At 40.2% G+C, this 20,081-nt stretch carries 20 protein-coding genes and 1 riboswitch; of the genes, 14 read left to right on the forward strand and 6 right to left on the reverse strand.

The window, feature by feature from the left end; all coding sequences use genetic code 11:
- Positions 1–40: 40 nt before the first annotated feature.
- Positions 41–221: riboswitch (Lysine riboswitch) on the reverse strand.
- A gap of 98 nt (positions 222–319) precedes the next feature.
- From J7E63_RS25360 to J7E63_RS25375, 4 genes are all read right to left on the reverse strand, one after another.
- Positions 320–514, reverse strand: a complete 195-nt coding sequence (locus J7E63_RS25360; RefSeq protein WP_088085274.1) for a hypothetical protein — start codon at positions 512–514, stop codon at positions 320–322.
- A gap of 92 nt (positions 515–606) precedes the next feature.
- Complete coding sequence (locus J7E63_RS25365) at positions 607–1,821, reverse strand: MFS transporter (protein ID WP_215017625.1); 1,215 nt, start codon at positions 1,819–1,821, stop codon at positions 607–609.
- Positions 1,822–1,834: 13 nt separating this feature from the next.
- Positions 1,835–2,254: a MarR family winged helix-turn-helix transcriptional regulator gene (locus J7E63_RS25370; protein WP_308162017.1), complete on the reverse strand. Its 420-nt coding sequence runs from the start codon at positions 2,252–2,254 to the stop codon at positions 1,835–1,837.
- Positions 2,255–2,628: 374 nt separating this feature from the next.
- On the reverse strand, positions 2,629–3,381 hold the full coding sequence (locus J7E63_RS25375; protein WP_215017626.1) for an SAM-dependent methyltransferase: 753 nt from the start codon (positions 3,379–3,381) through the stop codon (positions 2,629–2,631).
- Between the two features lie 374 nt (positions 3,382–3,755).
- Between J7E63_RS25375 and J7E63_RS25380 the strand changes: the two genes are divergently transcribed.
- From J7E63_RS25380 to J7E63_RS25430, 11 genes are all read left to right on the forward strand, one after another.
- Positions 3,756–4,721: a quinone oxidoreductase family protein gene (locus J7E63_RS25380; protein ID WP_251033762.1), complete on the forward strand. Its 966-nt coding sequence runs from the start codon at positions 3,756–3,758 to the stop codon at positions 4,719–4,721.
- Between the two features lie 176 nt (positions 4,722–4,897).
- Positions 4,898–5,761 (forward strand): ParM/StbA family protein, encoded by an 864-nt coding sequence (locus J7E63_RS25385; protein WP_215017627.1) that lies wholly within the window; start codon positions 4,898–4,900, stop codon positions 5,759–5,761.
- Positions 5,754–5,987, forward strand: a complete 234-nt coding sequence (locus J7E63_RS25390) for a hypothetical protein (protein WP_251033766.1) — start codon at positions 5,754–5,756, stop codon at positions 5,985–5,987. The genes J7E63_RS25385 and J7E63_RS25390 overlap by 8 nt, the downstream gene beginning before the upstream one ends.
- A 287-nt stretch (positions 5,988–6,274) precedes the next feature.
- Positions 6,275–7,042 carry a sugar phosphate isomerase/epimerase family protein gene (locus tag J7E63_RS25395; protein ID WP_215017630.1) on the forward strand — a complete coding sequence of 256 codons (768 nt, stop codon included), beginning with the start codon at positions 6,275–6,277 and terminating at the stop codon, positions 7,040–7,042.
- On the forward strand, positions 7,030–7,989 hold the full coding sequence (locus J7E63_RS25400; RefSeq protein ID WP_215017632.1) for a sugar kinase: 960 nt from the start codon (positions 7,030–7,032) through the stop codon (positions 7,987–7,989). Before J7E63_RS25395 ends, J7E63_RS25400 begins: the two co-directional genes overlap by 13 nt.
- Before the next feature lies 1 nt (position 7,990).
- Entirely contained in the window at positions 7,991–9,274 is a 1,284-nt protein-coding gene (locus J7E63_RS25405; protein ID WP_215017634.1) for an MFS transporter, read from the forward strand.
- 82 nt (positions 9,275–9,356) lie between these two features.
- Positions 9,357–9,989, forward strand: coding sequence for a bifunctional 4-hydroxy-2-oxoglutarate aldolase/2-dehydro-3-deoxy-phosphogluconate aldolase (locus J7E63_RS25410; RefSeq protein WP_215017636.1), 633 nt, complete (start codon positions 9,357–9,359; stop codon positions 9,987–9,989).
- Positions 9,990–10,169: 180 nt separating this feature from the next.
- Positions 10,170–11,147, forward strand: a complete 978-nt coding sequence (locus J7E63_RS25415; RefSeq protein ID WP_215017638.1) for a LacI family DNA-binding transcriptional regulator — start codon at positions 10,170–10,172, stop codon at positions 11,145–11,147.
- A 140-nt stretch (positions 11,148–11,287) separates the two neighbouring features.
- Positions 11,288–11,929, forward strand: coding sequence for a 3-hexulose-6-phosphate synthase (hxlA, locus tag J7E63_RS25420; RefSeq protein WP_215017640.1), 642 nt, complete (start codon positions 11,288–11,290; stop codon positions 11,927–11,929).
- Positions 11,923–12,471, forward strand: a complete 549-nt coding sequence (hxlB, locus tag J7E63_RS25425; protein ID WP_215017642.1) for a 6-phospho-3-hexuloisomerase — start codon at positions 11,923–11,925, stop codon at positions 12,469–12,471. Before hxlA ends, hxlB begins: the two co-directional genes overlap by 7 nt.
- A gap of 143 nt (positions 12,472–12,614) precedes the next feature.
- Positions 12,615–12,953 (forward strand): zinc ribbon domain-containing protein YjdM, encoded by a 339-nt coding sequence (locus tag J7E63_RS25430; protein ID WP_215017644.1) that lies wholly within the window; start codon positions 12,615–12,617, stop codon positions 12,951–12,953.
- A gap of 39 nt (positions 12,954–12,992) precedes the next feature.
- Here the strand turns inward: J7E63_RS25430 and ilvA are convergent, their stop codons facing one another.
- Entirely contained in the window at positions 12,993–14,165 is a 1,173-nt protein-coding gene (ilvA, locus tag J7E63_RS25435) for a threonine ammonia-lyase (protein WP_251033767.1), read from the reverse strand.
- A gap of 259 nt (positions 14,166–14,424) precedes the next feature.
- Here ilvA and J7E63_RS25440 point away from each other — a divergent pair, with 259 nt between their 5' ends.
- From J7E63_RS25440 to J7E63_RS25450, 3 genes are all read left to right on the forward strand, one after another.
- Positions 14,425–15,183, forward strand: coding sequence for a helix-turn-helix transcriptional regulator (locus J7E63_RS25440; protein WP_215017648.1), 759 nt, complete (start codon positions 14,425–14,427; stop codon positions 15,181–15,183).
- Positions 15,184–15,418: 235 nt separating this feature from the next.
- Positions 15,419–16,783: an MFS transporter gene (locus J7E63_RS25445; protein ID WP_215017650.1), complete on the forward strand. Its 1,365-nt coding sequence runs from the start codon at positions 15,419–15,421 to the stop codon at positions 16,781–16,783.
- 56 nt (positions 16,784–16,839) lie between these two features.
- Positions 16,840–17,691, forward strand: coding sequence for a creatininase family protein (locus tag J7E63_RS25450; RefSeq protein ID WP_215017652.1), 852 nt, complete (start codon positions 16,840–16,842; stop codon positions 17,689–17,691).
- A gap of 145 nt (positions 17,692–17,836) precedes the next feature.
- On the opposite strand, the gene J7E63_RS25455 is transcribed toward J7E63_RS25450, so the two are convergent.
- The gene (locus J7E63_RS25455) at positions 17,837–19,870 is read right to left on the reverse strand and encodes a Na+/H+ antiporter (protein ID WP_215017654.1); all 2,034 of its coding nucleotides are present in this window, start codon (positions 19,868–19,870) and stop codon (positions 17,837–17,839) included.
- Positions 19,871–20,081: the final 211 nt, after the last annotated feature.

Here is a 20,081-nt window from a genome sequence, read left to right on the forward strand (position 1 = left end):
TCGCTGTTGCAGTAGAAACATAAAAAAAATAAGTTCCCGTGCGTAAGATAGCCCTCCATATAGTTTCCTATATGACAGTTCTGTATTTTTTCAATAGCAGAACCAGCTTCAAGACCAATGAGATTCATTGAAGCTTCGGCAAATTCCCCTTTTCACAATCATCATTGGATCTCATTATCCTCATATTGTGTACTAATGGTCTTTGCGCCTCTATCCTCACTTCAAAAAACGTGAAGTAAGAAAATATTTAATTGATAGTAAATATATCAGAATATTCCCTTTGGTTCAAGGGCAATTGGAACTTTATTTGAAATTCACACTATATTTCTGCCGTTTCTAAACTCAGTTTATCCTTTTCAACTTCTAAGGCAGATACAATATAAGCAAACCCGTTCATAACAAAGTAAATAACATTAGATTGGACCCGTTCCTTTTCACCCAAATAAGTATTTATGATAATACTGAAGGAAAAAAAGACAACAAATGATAATGCAATTTTATTAAAAATTATCATATCTACCGACCCCTTTAATTAGGATTCTTATGTTTATCATATTTGCTATAAACCGGTTTTATGCGTGCCTTCGATGGGCCGGTTACCTGAAATCAATTAGGGTCGGGGGTTGGTCCAGTCATAATCGTCCTTCCTGAACGTTCCTTTTTGCCGTGCAGAAAGTAGTAAAGAATAGAGGTTGCCAGGGCGACAATACCTAAGATTACATACAGGCTGCTAAAGCCGGTTAATGGAATAATAAATCCAAGGATATATGGACCGAATCCAAGTCCTGCATCAAGAAAGATAAAGAAAGTCGATGTCGCCAAACCCATTCGATGGGGAGGCGTTACCTTAACGGCCACTGCCTGGGTGCTTGACTGCATGTTGCCGAAACCAAGGCCAATTAGAACACCTGCTAGCAATAAAGTGATGCTGATACTTGCTGAACTTAACAGAAACAAGCCGGCTGCTAAGAGAACAAAGCCCGGATACATAATAAAGTTTGCCCCCTTCAGGTCCATTAAGCGGCCTGTGATCGGGCGTGATAACAATACTGCGATAGAATAGACTAGGAAGAAGAAACTAGCCGTACTAACTAAGTCGATTTCAATCGCATAGAAGTTAATAAATGAAAGAACGCTGGAATAACAAAAAGCGACTACCAGTGTAATAACAGCGATAGGCAGTGCCTTTGGCTCAATATAGTTGGAAAGCTTAAATCCTTTTACTTCAGATGTTTTCACCGATACAGTTAATGCAGGCACATCAACAAAGAATGCTGTAATTAAACTAATAACCCCTAAAGCAAGCGAGAAAATAAAAATCATTTGGAAATCTGTATGCTGGGTCATATAAAGTCCGATGAATGGCCCGATAGCAGTAGCGAGTGTTGCACTCATGCTGAAGTAGCCGATCCCTTCCGCTTTTCGAGAAGCCGGGATAATCTGGGCCACAATCGTACCTGTAGCAGTTCCGACCATTCCCCCTGCAATCCCGTGGAGTAAGCGGGTAATAAGCAGGAAGGTAATCCCGAAGTTCACAAAATACAAAAGTAGCGTCAAAATAAATAAAATGATACCAATGAATAACGTTTTTTTTCGGCCAATTGACTCAATAAACCGGCCAATCAACAACCGGCCAATTAAAGATCCGACAATAAATATTCCTGTTACAAGCCCTGCTTGACTTGTAGAAGCACCAAATTCATCGACGGCATAAACACCGATGATTACGATTAATAAATAAAAGACTAAAGTTACGAAAAAATTGACCGTGGAAACAATGGTGAAATCCTTTGTCCACAGTTTAGCTCTAGGTTGAGTCACTTTTTAAAACCCCTTATTTAATAATATTTTTACGAATTTCCCCCATAATGCGGATGGCCTCGAGCTGTTCATGCTCTGAGATGCCTTTTAAAATCTCCGTTTCATATTGATCAATCGTCACACGGACTTCTGTATATACTTTTCTCCCAAGCTCTGTCAGTTGCGTTCTCTTTTCACGTTTATCATTACTCGGAACCTGCTCGACATAGGCCAATTCTTCCAAGCGGTTCATGGTCCGGGTGACAGTGGGCTTCTCTACATATAAATAATGAGAGAGTTCCACTAGCGTTGCCGAGCCATTATTGAATAAGTAGTATAAAATCGACCATTGCGCTCTGTGGAGATGATGCTCGGCGAGATGGATATTAAGTTTATTCTCAAATGGACGGTATAACATCAGTAATTGGTGGAAAAATTTTTGAGAAGTATTTATTTGAAACACCCCTTGTTAAATGGTTAGTTAGAGTAATAATTACCTTGGGTAACTATTATAGTATAACAGAAATGATTATAAAATGTCTAATGGCAGAGGTGGGATGATACTAATTAAACGTTTGATTGGAACGAGATGAGGCCTTGGTGTATATGGGTTTTTGGAGTAAAGACTTTTTCTGGAAAAACTAATCAAACGATTGATTAAAAGGGTCTGAGGCCTTGGTGTATAAGGTTTTTATGAGGTTGGTAATTTTTTGTGAAAAAAAACTAATCAAACGATTGATTAAAAAGAGGAGAAAATTTACCTGAAAAAATTAATCAAACGTTTGATTAAATGTGGATGAAGCCTTGGTATTGCTCTATATTTTCCTACTAGTTATTTCGATACAAATACAAACCAAATCCTAAGGTATCTCTGCCCCATGCCAAATAGGTCCGGCGCCATGTACGAATTCGTTGCAGCATCGCTTCACAATCGGGATCATCTGGATTTTCAAGACAATAATTCTCGACCGACATCGAATAAAGCCATTCGTAATCATCCCAGTCATCATCATTAGCAACATAAGACCAAAGTGGGATTAAACCTAATTCTTCACCAGTCTTCACAGTATCTGCATGGCTTTTACATTCTGACTCGTCTGCACCGCCAAGCGCCTCTAAATACTCAGGACTGGGAGTCTGCTTCCAATAGCCTTCACCTATTAAAATATGGCCATTTTTCTTTACAAGACGTTTTAGTGTTTTTAGTGTGGGTTCCATTCCGCCCAAGGCGTGGGTAGATCCGATACAAATCCCAAAATCATACCCGTCTGGCTCACATCTCTCGACCGCCGTGCTGGCATCTTCCACGATAAACTCAATACTGCCTTCAGGAATTCTATTACTAGCATTCCGCTTTGCTTCCTCAATGGACCCGTTATACAACTCTATTGCAGTGGCGGTAACCTGGTAGTTTTCCACCAACCGAATTAACAATTCGCATTTCCCAGCCCCAATATCAATCACCTTATCTGATGCTTTAGGCGATACAATTCCGAGCATCTTCATGATCTTTGCTTCGCTGATTGGATTACTAAATGCATGGTTACGATGAGCAATTGCTGAAAATTTGTTTCTATCCATAGATAATGTCTCCTTTTCTACTACAAGTGGATGTGGATTATACCTAACGCTATTCTATTTCATTTATTATCTTTATCCCTTGAATGTCAACATATTAATATAATTGTGCCCTTGAGTGCGGAGAAATAGGGTCAGGGGTAATAATTGGGAAGTAATTGTGCCCTTGAGTGCGGAGAAATAGGGTCAGAGGTAATAATTGGGAAGTAATTGTGCCCTTGAGTGCGGAAAAATAGGGTCAGTAGTAACAATTAGGGAGTAATCGTACCCCTGAGCGCGGAAAATTAGAATAACGGTAACGATTATTTGCATTACCTTTCACGATCTTATTTAATATAAGCGAGTCATAAAAATTTAAATAAGATGAGGTAATTCATTTGAAAGCACTAATGTTCAAAACATTTGGGGGCCCGGAAGTCCTCGAATATGGTGATATAGCGGAACCTGTGATTGGTTCGGACGAAATACTGCTAAGCATGAAAGCAATTGGTCTGAATTTTGCCGATATATATAGAAGAAAAGGAAACTATCATCTAGCCGGAGAGCCACCCTATATCTTAGGGTATGAAGGAGCTGGAATCGTAGCAAAGACGGGATCAGATGTCCATGGTATCAGCATTGGCGACCGGATGGCATTTGCCGATGTACCATATGCAAATGCCGAGCTAGTAGCCGTTCCCGTTGAAAAAGCTATACCAGTGCCTGACACCATTTCATTTGCAGAAGCGGCATCCGTATTGCTTCAAGGATTAACGGCTCATTATTTAACGAAGGATAGCTATGCGGTAAAAAAGAATGATACCGTGTTGGTGCATGCTGCAGCAGGCGGTGTGGGGCAGCTTCTTGTTCAAATTGTAAAATTACTTGGTGGCACGGCAATTGGCTTAACTTCTTCCATTGAAAAAAGAGCTGCAGCAGTAGAAGCGGGTGCGGATCAAGTCTTTTTATACAAGGATGACTGGAAGGAACAAGTACTCAAGGAGACGAATGGCAAGGGCGTCGATGCGGTCTACGAATCAGTAGGTTCTACACTTCAAGATAGCTTTGAGGTTACTCGCACCGGTGGAACGGTCGTATTTTACGGAATGGCAGGGGGCGACCCAGCATTGGTTGACCCAAGGATGCTTATGGATACATCAAAAACTCTGACAGGCGGAGACTTATGGAATGTGCTGACCTCCCGAGAAGAACGAATAGCTCGTTCAAATGAGCTGTTTCGGTGGATAGAGGAGGGCAAATTAATAGTTTCCGAACCAACAGTCTTCCCGTTGCACGATGGCAAAGAAGCACACCGTTTTCTAGAAAGTCGAAAAAGCATGGGAAAAATTTTATTAATTCCTTAAAGAGAAGGTGTTGTTCTTGTTGTAGCCCCAAATTGGATTATTCTTTTTTCCAATAAACAGTATTGTATGACTTGTGTGTGTCACATTTGGGCCTCCACTCATATACTAAGTTTGAAAAAAGATTAGTTGTATGACATAGGTGCACTTTCAAAATATTGTTAAAAGGGGTAGAAAAAATGACTCACAAATGGATATTAGCGATTGATGCCGGCGCATACGAGGTGAAAGGAAGAACAAGGGACGATGTGTTTAAGTTTAGGTCAACAATTGGACCTTACCGCCATCTTCATTTGGTGAATGCAGATAGCAGCCAAATGGAAGCCGGCGACTACATCGTCGAGTACGGGGACGAGAAGCTGTTTGTGGGGAATATCGCCTGGCGGGAATGTCATGCAATAAGAGAGCCGAGAGATATTTCGAAGGCGCACGAAGAAACAAAGATCAGGGTACTGGTGGCAGTTCATCAGTATGGTAAAACGGACGGGAACTGTGTAGTGATTGGGCAGCCGATCCGTGGAATGGTGAATAAAGACAGGGAAAGTATGGAGAACATGCTGAAAGGGGAACACACGATCACGGTGAACAATGTTAGGAAGACGTTTTACATCGAGGAAGTAAAAGTCGCTCCTGAAGGGTCTGGGGCATACTTCAGCATGGAAGACAGGCCGGAGGACATTGCGAACATCATCGACGCCGGAAGTGGTACCTTCAACTATTTAAGAGTGGAAGATGGCTACTTTATTGACAGGAAAAGCGGGACCCTTGCTTTCGGTGCTGAAACAGACATGGAAATGACAGAAAAACAAATGGCAGTAGCCATCCTGGCGGAACTTCGAGGCAAGTGGAACTTATACGAACCAACTTATCTTTGCGGAGGAATTGCTGAATATCTTCTGCCATATATTAAAGAGCATTTTAGTAATATCAAGCTAATCAGACCCGTCCTCTACCGGACAAACGGACACAAAGCATACAGTCCGCAATATGCTAATGCTTTCGGATTTTATTCTATGGGGAAAGCGGTCTTTGTTGATGAATGAACTGAATCGAAAGATCAAGTCCGTCCCTTTCAACCTCGATGACCCTTATGAAAGAGAGCTTCTAGAACATTGTAACCAGTACATCCACTTTGCGACATATATCAAACGCCTGATCCAACGAGATATGGAACAGGGTGTCGGAGTCATTCGTAAAGAATATGAAAAGGTAGAAGTGCAACTAGAAAAATCTATCGACAAGTTGAAGTTGAAAAGCTTCGGTCTCTAACTCCTATATGGGGTCTTTTTTTTTGGATTCTATACTTAGGGGTTCCACACCTTTTACCTTTTCTACATTTTCCTCAAAGTAATTTGAATCCATTTTATGGTGTCAGGCACCAGAGTAGATTATGTATTTTTTAAGGTGTCAGGCACCACAAAGTAGTATCAATTAAAGAAAAAAAGTTTTTCTTGCAAAAACGCTTTCATTTGGATTATAATATGAATAAATCGATTTACTAAACCGGTTTACTAAAACGATTTATCAGAATTACTTTTTAAAAAGGAGTCTTCGTTATGGAAAATGTAATTGTCCCGTTAAATGCTTATGATAGATTTGAAGTGTTGAAGAAGGGGCAAACTTCATTCATTAGGCTCATTGCCGAGTCCGGTGCTTTCGGAATTGAAATTCGCCGTGAATTATTGTCGGACCAAGATCCACCACTAGATAGCATTAGAAAAGAAATAGAACAATATCATCTTTTTACCGTGTACTCGGCTCCGATTGAATTATGGAAAAAAGATCACGGTTTAAATGAAAAGGAATTAAACGAGATCTTTCACGAAGGAATAGCACTTGGAGCTAAATGGATAAAAGTATCACTAGGGCATTTTCATAAAGGTCAATCAAATGTCATCGAGCTGAATACCTTTTTGAACCATTTCCAAGGAATTCAATTGCTAGTTGAAAATGACCAGACGCTACATGGCGGGAATATCAATCAATTAACGTCCTTTTTTGAAAGCGCCTCCGAGCAGGACACACCAGTAAAAATGACATTTGACGCAGGGAACTGGTATTATTCCGGTCAGGATGTAGACGATGCATTAAGCAAGCTTTCACCATATGTCCATTATCTGCATTTGAAACAGGTAGAAGATGATCATGGCGAGTTCATCACTGTGCCTCTTCAAAAAGATGGGAGTCACAGCTGGGAGAAGGTTATGAATAGTTTACCATCTGAAATCACAAAGGCGCTTGAGTTTCCTATCGAACCAAAGGAGAAAACAAAAGAGTTTATTCAGATGATAACAGAAAGTGAGGCTTTATTATGCAACAGTTAGATGTGATTACATTTGGAGAAGCGATGGCAATGTTTATGGCTAATCATCCGGGTTCCTTACACGAAGTTGGCCAATTTACCCGTGAGCTTGCCGGTGCAGAAACCAATGTGGCAATTGGGCTTGCTCGGCTTGGTCTCCGCTCTGGTTGGGCAAGCAAAGTCGGAAATGATGCGTTTGGAAGATTTGTCATCGAAAGGCTCAAAAATGAAAACGTTGACATTGACCATGTGTTGATCGACAAAAATTATCCGACAGGATTTCAATTGAAATCCATGGTTTTAGAAGGCGACCCAGAGGTTCAATATTTTCGCAAGGGTTCGGCAGCGAGCCACTTAACTAGCGAGGATTTCAATGAAGAGTATTTTCAAAATGCAAGGCACTTGCATATGACAGGGATTCCATTAGCCCTCTCGGAAAGTGCAAGAGCCTTTGCAAGACACGCATTATCATTTATGAAAAAGAATGGCAAAAAGGTTTCGTTTGATCCGAATTTAAGGCCAACTCTTTGGGCATCACACGAAGAAATGGTGAAGGAAATTAATGAAGTGGCGTTCCTTGCTGATTATGTGCTGCCGGGAATGGCTGAGGGTGAAATTTTAACAGGTTTTAAGGAGCCTCGTGAAATCGCTTCCTTTTATTTAGAAAAGGGTGTCGAGCTTGTCGTCATTAAGCTTGGTGCAGAGGGAGCATTTTATAAAACAGCAACCGAAGAAGGAACGGTACGCGGTTTTCATGTCGAAACGGTTGTTGATACCGTTGGTGCGGGCGATGGCTTTGCAGTTGGGGTGATCAGTGGATTACTCGAAGGTCTTCACGTTCATGATGCGGTTTCAAGGGGAAATGCAATTGGTTCGTTAGCAGTTCAATCACCCGGTGATAACGATGGCTATCCAACCAAAGAAGAGTTAGCAAAATATATAGAAAAAAACTTACAGGGAGTGAAATAACATGAAACAAACGATTGCCAAACAACGATGGTTACGTCTGATTCCAATTGCTTTTATCACTTACAGTCTTGCTTACCTTGACCGTGCTAACTATGGGTTCGGTGCTGCTTCAGGATTGGCGGAGGACCTTCACATTACAGCGGGTACTTCTTCCTTACTTGGTTCGCTATTCTTCTTAGGTTATTTCTTTTTCCAAGTGCCTGGGGCTGCTTTTGCCGAGAAAAAGAGTGCAAAAGTCCTTATTTTCTGGTCATTGATTGCTTGGGGTTTATTAGCTTCTTTCACAGGGATGATCACCAATATTAAATTGTTATTTGTGATACGCTTTGCCCTCGGGGTAGTTGAAAGTGCGGTAATGCCGTCCATGCTTGTACTCTTAAGTAACTGGTTTACGAAAGCAGAGCGTTCTCGTGCGAATACGTTCTTAATCTTAGGAAACCCTGCAACCGTGTTATGGATGTCAATTGTTTCTGGTTATTTAGTTAATTCTGTGGGCTGGAGATGGATGTTTATTGCCGAAGGTCTTCCTGCCGTTATTTGGGCATTTATTTGGTGGAAAGTTGTAAATGACAAACCAAGAGATGCAAAATGGTTAACCGAACAAGAAAAGAATGATTTTGAACAGCAATTAGCGAAAGAGCAAGAAGGGATTAAGCCGGTTAAAAATTACGGTGAAGCTTTTAAATCGAAACCAGTTATTTTGTTAAGTGCTCAATATTTCCTTTGGAGCATTGGTGTATATGGGTTTGTCATGTGGCTTCCTTCTATTATTAAAGCAGCGCCAAATATGGATATTGTAAAAACAGGCTGGTTGTCTTCTGTACCTTATATTTTAGCCATTATTCTTATGTTAGTAGCTTCTTATTTCTCTGATAAAACATTGAATCGAAACGCCTTTGTTTGGCCATTCCTATTAATTGGTGCAGTCGCATTTTATGCCTCTTATGCCATTGGAACGGACCATTTCTGGATTTCATTTGTCTTATTAGTCATTGCCGGTGGTGCCATGTATGCTCCATATGGTCCATTCTTTGCGATCATTCCTGAAATCCTCCCTCGTAACGTGGCTGGCGGCGCGATGGCCCTTATTAACAGCATGGGTGCATTAGGATCGTTTGTTGGTTCCTATATCGTAGGATATTTAAATGATTCTACAGGTGGATTCGGTGCTTCTTACATCTTCATGGCAGGATCTTTATTCCTTTCCGCTATTTTAACCATTTTGGCGGTAAAAGCGGCAAAAAAGGAAAGAAACAAACCATCTGATGTAAATATGAGTGCATAAAAATACTGTCAACAGCTTTGGGATTTTTCCAAGGCTGTTACCAATTGTATATAACATAAAAGAGATAAAAGGAGTTTTTAAAATGGGAGTAGAAGAAATCAAAAAACGGGCGGTTGTTGCGGTCATTCGCGGTGCCAGTTTGGAAACCATCATTCCAATGGCCCATGCCCTAAAAGAAGGCGGAGTCACAGCTCTGGAAATTACGATGGAAACCCCAAAAGCATTAGCGATTATTGAAAAAGCGGCCGATGTGTTTGGTGATGAGATTTTTGTAGGGGCCGGAACGGTTTTAGACGCTGAGACTGCCCGTGCAGCCATTTTGTCAGGAGCAAAGTTTGTTTTTTCACCAACTGTTCGCAAGGAAACGATCGAGATGACGAAACGGTATGGGGTCATTAGTGTCCCTGGTGCATTTACCGCAACCGAAATTCTAACTGCCTATGAGTATGGTGCCGATGTGATTAAAGTATTCCCTGCAGGAAGCGTAGGCCCTGGTTATTTTAAAAATCTAGCGGGTCCACTGCCGCATATTCCGTTAATGCCGACAGGCGGGATTGACATGGAAAATGCCAAGGATTATATCCGTGCTGGAGCGGTTGCTGTTGGTGTCGGAAGTTCGTTGGTTGATCCGAAAAAAGCATTAACGGATGATTATTTAAGTTTGATAACCGAGAATGCAAGGAAGTTAATGGAAGAAGTCCAGTCAGCACGGTAAGCATAGGGGGAGGATGACCATAAGTGGCGAGTACTTGGTTATAAACAAGTGCATTGTCATTTAGGGGGTCATCCTCCTTTTGTTTACCTGTGGACGACTTTGAATCGATCATTACTGGAAAATTAGTAGATTTGCCGCTAAAATGAAGTCAGTGAACCAAGAGGAAAGAGGAAGATAGGCATGGAAAAAGTAACAATGGCCGATGTAGCAAAAGCGGCAGGCGTGTCAAAAAGTACCGTTTCTCAATATTTAAATAAACGGTTTGAATATATGGGGGAGAAAACCAAGCTTAAAATTGAAGAAGCGATTGAAGAACTTGGTTACCAGCCCAATTTTATCGCAAGAAGTCTAAAGCAAAAGCGGACCTCTATGGTTGGAATCATTGTTGCCAATATTACGCACTTTTTTTCAACTGAAATCAGCCGTGCCATTGAGGATTTTTGTCATCAACATGATTTGCATGCCATCGTCTGTAACGCAGATGATGATCCCGAAAAGGAGAAGAAATATATTGAAATGTTGAGAGCAAAGCAGGTAGATGGTCTGATCATTTTTCCTACTGGACAAAATAATGATTTATATAAAACCATGGTGCGTCAAGGCTATCCTGTTGTATTTGTAGATAGAAGAGTCGAGAATCTTGATGTGTTTTCAGTAATTACGGATAATACCGATTCCACTTACAAGGCCTTGCAGCATTTCATAGCGAAGGGTCACAAGAATATTGCCTTTGTGGTGCAGCCGCTATCGGTTAGTACTCGTATCGATCGATTGGCAGGATATAAAAAGGCCTTAACAGATGCGGATTTAGAGGTAAATTCAGATTTCATTATCGAATCAAGTATCTCGGAAATGAAAAGCAAACTAGAACAGCTCTTTTCATTAAAGGTTAAGCCAACGGCACTCTTTGCTGCCAATGATCGTGTATTTATGGCGGTAGGGGAGTTTTTAAAAGAAAAGGGAATTAAGCTTGGGAAAGAGCTTGAGTTGATTGTATTTGATAATATCCCATTCTCCAACATGCTAGAGGCGCCCATTTCCTTCATCATTCAACCGGCAACAGATATGGGAAAAAAGGCGGCCGAACTGTTATTCCAACAGATTAATAAAGAACAAACACCTCCTGAAGTGTTTGTTTTTCCAAGCAAGATGATGTAAAAGGATTCATTAGTGCCTGACACCAAAACTGGTTCGGGCACACTTTGTTCATTGAAAAACGCTTACAAATGAAGTATAATCAATTCATAAACCGATTTAGTAAACCGATTTATCTAACCCCCATGTAAAGGAGTTTGAATATGAAAATACAACTTGCTTTGGATCGGATGGAAATAGCTGAAGCCATCGAGTTAACAAGGAAAGTAGAGGATTCCATTGATTGGATTGAGGTTGGTACTTCTCTAATCAAAGAATTCGGTGTGGCTAGCATAAAAGAGATGAAACAAGCATTTCCAAATAAACAAATTGTGGCCGATATAAAAACGATTGATAATGCCCGTTATGAATTTGAACTGTGTTTTGATGCTGGGGCTGATATTGCTACCGTCATGGGAGTCTCTCCCCTTGTAACAATTGATACCTGCATGGTAGTAGCCCATCGTTATCAAAAAAAGGTCATGATTGATCTGTTAAATACGTCTGATCAACAAAAAAGAGACTTAAGGAAATACAAGGACGCCATATTTTGCGAGCACGTGAGTAAGGACCAACAAGAGGAATTAGGCAGTCAAAATCATGGAACAAAGCCAAGTGATTTTTCAGGATTTCAGGTAGCGGCAGCTGGAGGAATTACCCTAGATTCGATGGAAGACTTCGTACGGTCTTTAAACCCAGCTGTTGTGATTATTGGCTCTGCTATTACAAAAGCGGATAATCCGTCAGCGGCAGCGGCACAATTTAAACAACTTATTTTACAAACGGAGGGAAATAGAACATGTTAGTCATTCCTACAATATTAAAAGAAGTAGAAACGGTCCTCAGTCAAGTCGAAGAGGAGCAGCTTCAAGAGTTAGCGGTTCAATTGCAAAAGGCCAAGCGGATTTTTGTTATTGGGGAAGGACGCTCCGGGTTAATGGCAAAATCATTTGCGATGCGCTTAATGCATTTGGGAGCAACCGTCTTTGTTGTCGGAGAAACGATCACTCCGTCCATTGCTGAAGGTGACCTTTTAGTGGCGATTTCGGGTTCAGGTACAACGAAAAATGTGGTTTGGACGGCTGAAAAAACGCATTCACTTGGTTGTTCGGTAATAGCTGTAACTACAAATCTAGAGTCTCCATTAGCTATGGCGGCAACGCAGATTCTTCATGTACCCGCAGCGACAAAATATCGGCGCGAGAATGAGTTAAAAACGATCCAACCGCTTGGATCTTTATTCGATCAATGCGCTCATATTCTATTTGATACCTTATGCCTGCTTTTCAGCCAGCTTAACGAAGTGGATCACACCCTAGCTTTTGGCCGACATAGCAATTTAGAATAGGAAAAATGAATGGTGCCTGACACCAATTCGGTCATCCCCGAATTGGTGTCAGGCACTCTTTTTTTTTAAACCATTAATAACCGCCTAGACTAGAAACCCACGGATGTATTAGAATAACAGGGATGAATGGAGGAAACAAACATATGTCTAATTTGCCAAATTGCCCTAAATGTCATTCCGAATACACGTACGAGGATGGAAGTCTTTTTGTTTGCCCGGAATGTGCTCATGAATGGAATGTAGAATCAGAAACAGAAAATGAAGACCAAAATATTGTTAAAGATTCAAATGGAAATGTTTTAACCGATGGGGACTCTATCACAGTCATCAAGGACCTGAAAGTAAAAGGAAGTTCATCAGTCTTGAAAGCAGGTACAAAGGTTAAAAACATCCGTTTAGTTGATGGAGACCATAATATTGATTGCAAAATAGATGGTTTTGGCGCAATGAGTTTAAAATCTGAATTTGTTAAAAAGTTATAGTGTCTAAGAATGAAAAGAGCTAGGTATAAGCCCTAGCTCCTAGAAATTCCCCATTTCCACATGATAGTTTTTCTCGGTAAGAACTTTATGCAGCTGTTCAATATGATCGTGATTTTTTGTCTCGACTGAAATCTCAATTTGGGCATAGCCGGGATAAATATCTTTGCCAATCCGATGGAGATTAACAGATTGAACGTTCGCATCCAAATCGGTTATCGAGCTTAAGACTCGTTGCAGTTCACCAGGTTTGTCTTTTAAGGTAATTGTAAAATTAGCATATCTACCGGATTCAACCAAACCGCGTTCTATAATTCTTGAAATAAAATTCATATCTACGTTGCCGCCGCTTAATACAGCAACCACTTTTTTCTCCTTAATATTCAATTTTTCATAAAGTAAGGAAGCAAGTGAGACGGCACCCGACCCCTCAACTAAAAGCTTATTCCTCTCCAAAACCATTAGCATGGTCCTGGCAATTTCCATTTCATCGACACAAAAAACATCATCCACGTATTTTTGAACGATTTCAAAGGGCTTCAGCCCTGGTTTTTTAACCGCGATCCCATCAGCCATTGTGGGTGTGGAGTCAACCATTACAGGTTTATTTTCAAACAAGGACTGCTTCATACTTGGGCAGGCAAGGGCTTGAACGCCGTAAACAGATATATGAGGATTTTTTTCCTTTACTGCCATAGAAACTCCAGCAATCAGTCCGCCGCCGCCAATTGGACAAATAACCGCCTCAACATCTGGAAGCTGGTCGAGGATTTCTAACCCGACCGTACCTTGTCCTGTCATGATAGCCTCATCGTCAAAAGCATGAATAAAGGTCGCATCGAGTTGCTCTTTCAGTTTTAATGCATAGGAGAGAGCATCATCGAATGTGGCCCCCTCTAAAATTACTTCAGCGCCATATTGTTTTGTGGCTAGGATTTTACTAAGTGGAGCGCCTTTAGGCATCACAATTTTGCATGGTACGCCAAGCATTTGACTTGAATACGCTACTCCTTGAGCATGGTTTCCAGCAGAAGCAGCAATTACTCCCTTTGTTAGTTCTTCCTTTGATAGTGAATTAAGCTTATTGTAAGAGCCCCTTACTTTAAAGGAGCCTGTTTTTTGAAGGTTCTCAAGCTTTAAATAGACTTCATTATGAGCGAGCTGACTAAATGTTTTGGAATAATCAAGGGGTGTTATATGGACAATTCCCTTCATTTTATCCCGTGCAATGATGATATCATCGATGTTCAAGCTTTTCATCCTCCGTCCACAAGGTTCTTCTTTTTAGGATGTACTGGAGAAAATAAACTATGTCCAATTTTCACAAAATGTCAAAAAGCTATGGTTCAGTCAGTCGGTTACAGAAAAGGATTTATCGTGTTAATGGATTTGAGGCCTCTAGAATCAAATGCAATATGTCCCAAAAGATAATATAATAGGACTTATGACAGAATGCATAAGGCAGGGACTTTAAATGAAGGAACAACCGCAAGCAGATCCTCCAAATTCGCACATAAATCGAAATGGACTTACGCCTGAATCCATTGAAACTGGCCATAAGCTAAGGGAAAAATTACTCTCCGGAATTCAACATGCTGATCGAGATTTGGTAGCCGAATATCAAGGAGATGCGTCTCTGCAATTTAGAGATGATCAATTAAAGATTCTTAACAGAGTCCCAAATGATAAAGTCCGATCTTATAAAAATATTCTATTATCACACAATACCCTTTATAGCTATGCGGCTGAAAAGGGCGGATTAAGTCCGTGGCAAAGTCACTTTATATCAGAAAAATATGCAATTATGATCGAGCATGCCGAAACCTTTTCTGAACTAGGAAAAATACATTTAAATATGGTAACAGAGTATTCCGACCCTGCCATCCGAAAATCGAAAAGTGACAACTTAACCATTGTAGAGAAAGCAGAGAACTATATAGAGATGAACTTTTCGGAGGACATTTCCATGGAGGATATGGCAGAGAAAATACATGTTCATCCTTCACATTTAATGCGTACCTTTAAGAAAGAAAAAGGAATCACTATCAGTAATTATCGAAATCTGAGAAGAATAAGAGAAGCAAAAGAGCTGATCCTATTTTCAAATCTTTCGATGACTGAAATTGCATATATGGTGGGGTTCAGCAACCCTCAGTATTTTTCTAAATTTTTCAAAGAGATAGAAGGAGTAACTCCTGTAGAGTTTAAAAAGAAGAGGAAGAAACCTCAATAAATGAAGAGACGTATGTGATCTTTTAGTTGGTGCATGAGAAATCATGCACCTATTTATTCTGCCCTTCTTATTCTAGCTGCATTATTTTTTCCCTTCATTTGTTTAAAAATTCATGCAATTATACTATAAAAACATGCAATTATAGTGCAAAAGTGTAATTGCGATTCGATGTATACTAATCACGTACCAGATAAAGCGTTTACAAAAAAAGAAAAAATTCAGGGGAGGGTTCTACATGAAAAAGTTTGGAGTAAGAGACCAAATTGGTTATGCGTTAGGAGATGTTGGAGGAAGTTTCGTTAACTTATATATTGGTTCTTTCTTTATTGTCTTTTGTACCTATGTATTGGGTGTAAGCCCTTACTTTATGGGGACGATGTTTTTAGTCGGAAAAATATTCGATGCCATTGTGACTGGAATTATGGGGACAATTACTGACCGTTTTAGAATAGGAAAAAGTGGAGATAAGTTCTTGCCTTGGATTAGCTTTTCTAAATGGTTACTAGCAGCAGCATGTTTATTAGCTTTTGCAGATATATCAAGTTGGGAATCTACCGCTACTCACATTTGGGTAGTAGCTGCTTATCTATTCTTCTGTGTTGCTTATACTGCTGATGCCATTCCATATGGTTCATTAGCATCTGTAATCACAAATGATCCTGTTGAACGTACAAAATTATCTCGTGCCCGTTCGATCGGCGGTATGATTGTAGGAGTTGGTTTCTTATCCTTTGTTCCAATGTTCATCTATGATAAAGCTGGAAATATCGTTCCAGAAGCATTCTTCTATATCGCTATTGTATTCAGTATTTTATCATTATTTTCTTATACAGGGCTTGTAAAATTAACAACTGAACGTATCCGTGACGAAAAGTCTGCAGGAGCTAAGCCTGATTACGATTTCAAGGATGCATTTAAAGTAGCATTTTCCAACAGACCATTAATCGGTATGATGGTTGCAACTCTCGGTTCTACCTTAATTATTTCCGGTGTTGCTACGTTAGCTGCTTATGTATTTGCTGAGTATTATAACATGCCTAGTGCATTTGCTATCAACTCTTTCATTAGCATGGGAATTATACTTGTGTTATTCGTTGTCATTCCAAAACTCGTAGCAAAATTCAATAAACGCAACTTGATTCTTGCTTCTTCAGCATTCAGTTTAGTTGCATCCGCTTTAATGACTTTTGTTACGTTTGAAAATGTATATGTATTTGCAGCATTATACAATATCGCAACAATCGGTTCATCCGTATTTGTTATGCTTGTTTGGGCATTGGTTACAGACTGTATCGATTATACAGAGTACAAAACTGGAAAGAAAATCGAAGGAACCCTATACTCCCTCTATTCTTTCGCTCGTAAAGTAGGAATGGGATTAGGAGCAGCAGTGGGAAGTTACTCTTTAGGTTGGGTTGGATTTGTATCTGGTGCAAAATCACAGTCACAAGAAGTTGCAGAAGGTATATTAAAAATGTACACAGGTATGCCAGTTGTGGCATTTATTCTCATACTAATCGGTGTAGGTTTAATCTTTAACCTAAATGCAAAGAGCACAAATGAAATGTATGCAGTATTAAAAGAAAGAAGAGCGTCGTAATAAGGAGAGCTCTTTATAGTGAATCGTTATTAAATAGAATAATAGGAGAGGTTCATATGCGTACTAGATTCCTATCAAAAATGACAAATGGGGAAGTTGAAGAATATTTAGATCGAAATGATATTATCTTTGTTCCAGTTGGAGTAACGGAAACTCATGGAGCTTTACCGCTCGATTCTGAAACTGTTTTGGCGGAAGCAATTGCTTTAAAAATGGCTGAGGCATCAGATGGACTTGTTTTGCATAACTTACCTTATTTCTTCCCAGGCGGAACAATCGTTGGTCGGGGAACGATTCAAATGAGCATAAAAGACGGAATGGCTTATTTAGATAAGATTGCAAAGTCATTACTAAATCAAGGCTTTAGACGACAAATTTATATCACCAGTCATGGTCCAGCTTATTTGACAGTAAGCGGCATGGTTCGCGATTTCTTTGACGAAACAAAAGTGCCTGCTTTGTATATGGATGTATTAAAAGCAGCAGAGGCAACTAATTTCAATCTGATGGATGCATTTCATGATATGACCATCGGTGCTTATAAAGTTTTAGGCAGAATAGAAGATGTTCCATTGAATGTACCTGAATCTCATTCTGTTACGTATGATGTTCAACATATGTTAGCAGGGATGGGTAATAATCCTGGTAATACATTGGGAAAATACGCTTATCAATCCGGCGCAGTGGGTTCTTACTTTGATGAACCATCTGATCATATGGCTACACCGCTATTAAAAACACCCGAAGAAAGAGAAGCACATGCAGAGGCGGGTGTTCAAGCAATTAATAAACTTGTCAAGGCATTGGATATACCGACAATCGTTGAAACACTTCATCAAGTGGATGTTTATACGAAGGATATGATTCTTCCTAGATACGGGGGACATCTGTCTGGCGTAAAAGCGTAAAAAACAATAAATAAATATTCCCAATTGTAATACCATACCGAAAAGCACTAGAATATATGATATCGACTTTGCTAAGGTTTTTTATATTAAGATAAAGAGGCGGCAGGGATATGGTTCCTGCCGCCTTAGCATATGTTCTGTACCGTTAATGAGAATGCAAACTACTTTCTTCCATCCAATAAGCTTCCCGTATATTGATCTGCTTACGAATTTTCCGTGTGACATCGATAGTGATTTCACCTTCTTCGTACAAGTTCTGTATTTCATCACGTTCTGCTTGAAAGGCTTTCACACGTAATTCTCTTTGTAATTGTGTGTAGTGAGTAGAATCTGCGCCTTTTTTGGCTAGTTTTAATTTCATGATTAATTCGCTATATTCTCCGATAATGACCAAATAAATATTGGCATTTTCAGAAGTCATTTGATTCTTCAAATACTGAATAGCTGCTTTCGCCATGCTTACTTTTAGTCGGATGATCTTTTTTATTTGTGCTTGGCGATGTGTAAGCCGTTCTTTGTTATTTGGCAGAAAAAGATGAACAACCTGATACAAACTTCTTTTAACCAAGGTCCAAATAAATAATCTACGGTAGTGGATTCGGTTTGTAACCGCGAGCCTCATCCGATGGATATGTTCTTCAGACATATAAGTCATTTCACGGTCAATTTGTCCCTCTTTTTTCAATTTTTCGATGTAGTTGGCTTCGGCATCAAGGGCCTTCATCCGAATTTCATTTTCTACTAATTTCAGTCGCTCGGAGTTTTCATCACTTGCATTGGTAAGGCGATTCCGAATTTGAGTGTATGCTGAAATAACGGAGACAGCTGCTCCACGATTTTCATCATTCATCAATTCCCGAATCGAACGAATCGCAGAGTCGATTGTTCGGATCATAGCAACCTGTTCCATTTCCTCCTTAAGTTTATCCGTATTTCCTTTATCCGGCTTGGCGAGAACCGGCAAGAAAGTGCTCGCTGCTACTAGTGTTACAAGGATTACCCCAGCAGCAATAAAGATGAATAACGAGCGCTGAGGAAAAGGACTTCCATCCGCCAGTACATAGGGAATCGTAAATGCACCGGCTAGTGTAACAGCCCCTCGTACACCTGAAATCGTAATGATGCCAATTGCTCTCATCGAAGGCATTTGGATTTGCTTTTTCAGCCAGCCCCAATGCCAGGCAGCCCCGATCCACAAGAAGCGAAGGACGAAAAGTGAAGCAGAAATGATGAAAATATACTTACTCACTTCCCAATTATTAAACAATGGGTCTTGAAAAATTTCACTAATGACACTTGGTATTTGTAAGCCCAGCAGCACAAATACCAATCCGTTCAGAATATAGATAAGTACGGTCCAGGTACTTTGAGAAACCACTTGCAATTGCATTGCAGGGGATTGGTCACGATCGCGATAGATGGTATGAACAATGCCTGCTGCTACGACAGATAAAATGCCAGAGAGATGGAAATGCTCAACCAGGTAAAAAATCACAAAAGGGGTGAGGAGTTGGATGAGCATGTGAATCGTTACATCCTCCATCCCCAGCCGTCGAATAAAGATTTTCAATTGGATAATAAGGACGGCAAGAATGGCACCACCTACTAGACCTCCAATGGAAATAACTAAAAAGCTCCAGCTTGCCTCAGCCAATGAAAAAACGCCCGTCACAGTGGCGGCTACAGCAAATTTAAACGCTACTAAACCGGAGGCATCATTCATGAGTCCTTCTCCCTCAAGGACATGCATAATTGTTTGCGGTATCTTTACCCTGCTTGAAATGGCACTCACGGCAACGACATCAGTAGGAGAAAGGATGGCCGCTAACGCAAAAGCCGCAGGCAATGGAATCGATGGGATGAGCCAATAGATTAAGTATCCAATTGCGAATACGGTGACAAACACAAGCCCGAGAGCTAGCAATAGGATTGGTTTTCGTAATTTCCATAATGCGTGCCGTGAAACATTTTTTCCATCATGAAAAAGCAGGGGGGCGATAAATAAAACGAAGAACAATTCCGGCTCCATAGGGATATGAATTCCTATTGGAAGTGCCGCAAGCAAAACCCCTAGTGCAATTTGAACCAGCGGCACTGGTATGTATGGCATAAAATGATGGATGAAACTAGACAATCCGATAACAGCGAGCAATAAAAGTGTAAGTAGAAAAAATTCCATTTCATGTCTCCTCTCCTAAGTATTTTGTGTAACAAAGATATTTTTCAACACTTTAAAGAGAGTAATTTCACTTTTTCAAAAAAAATAAGCGGTTTTACGTTCCACAGGGTTCCCACCAATCATTAAGTTAGAGGCAGCGTAAATAGTAACTTGTGGGCAAGCTACCAAAAAAGCAGCCTTTTTTTATTGAACTACCATGAAAATTAACTTC

The organism is Bacillus sp. ISL-75 (assembly GCF_018613095.1).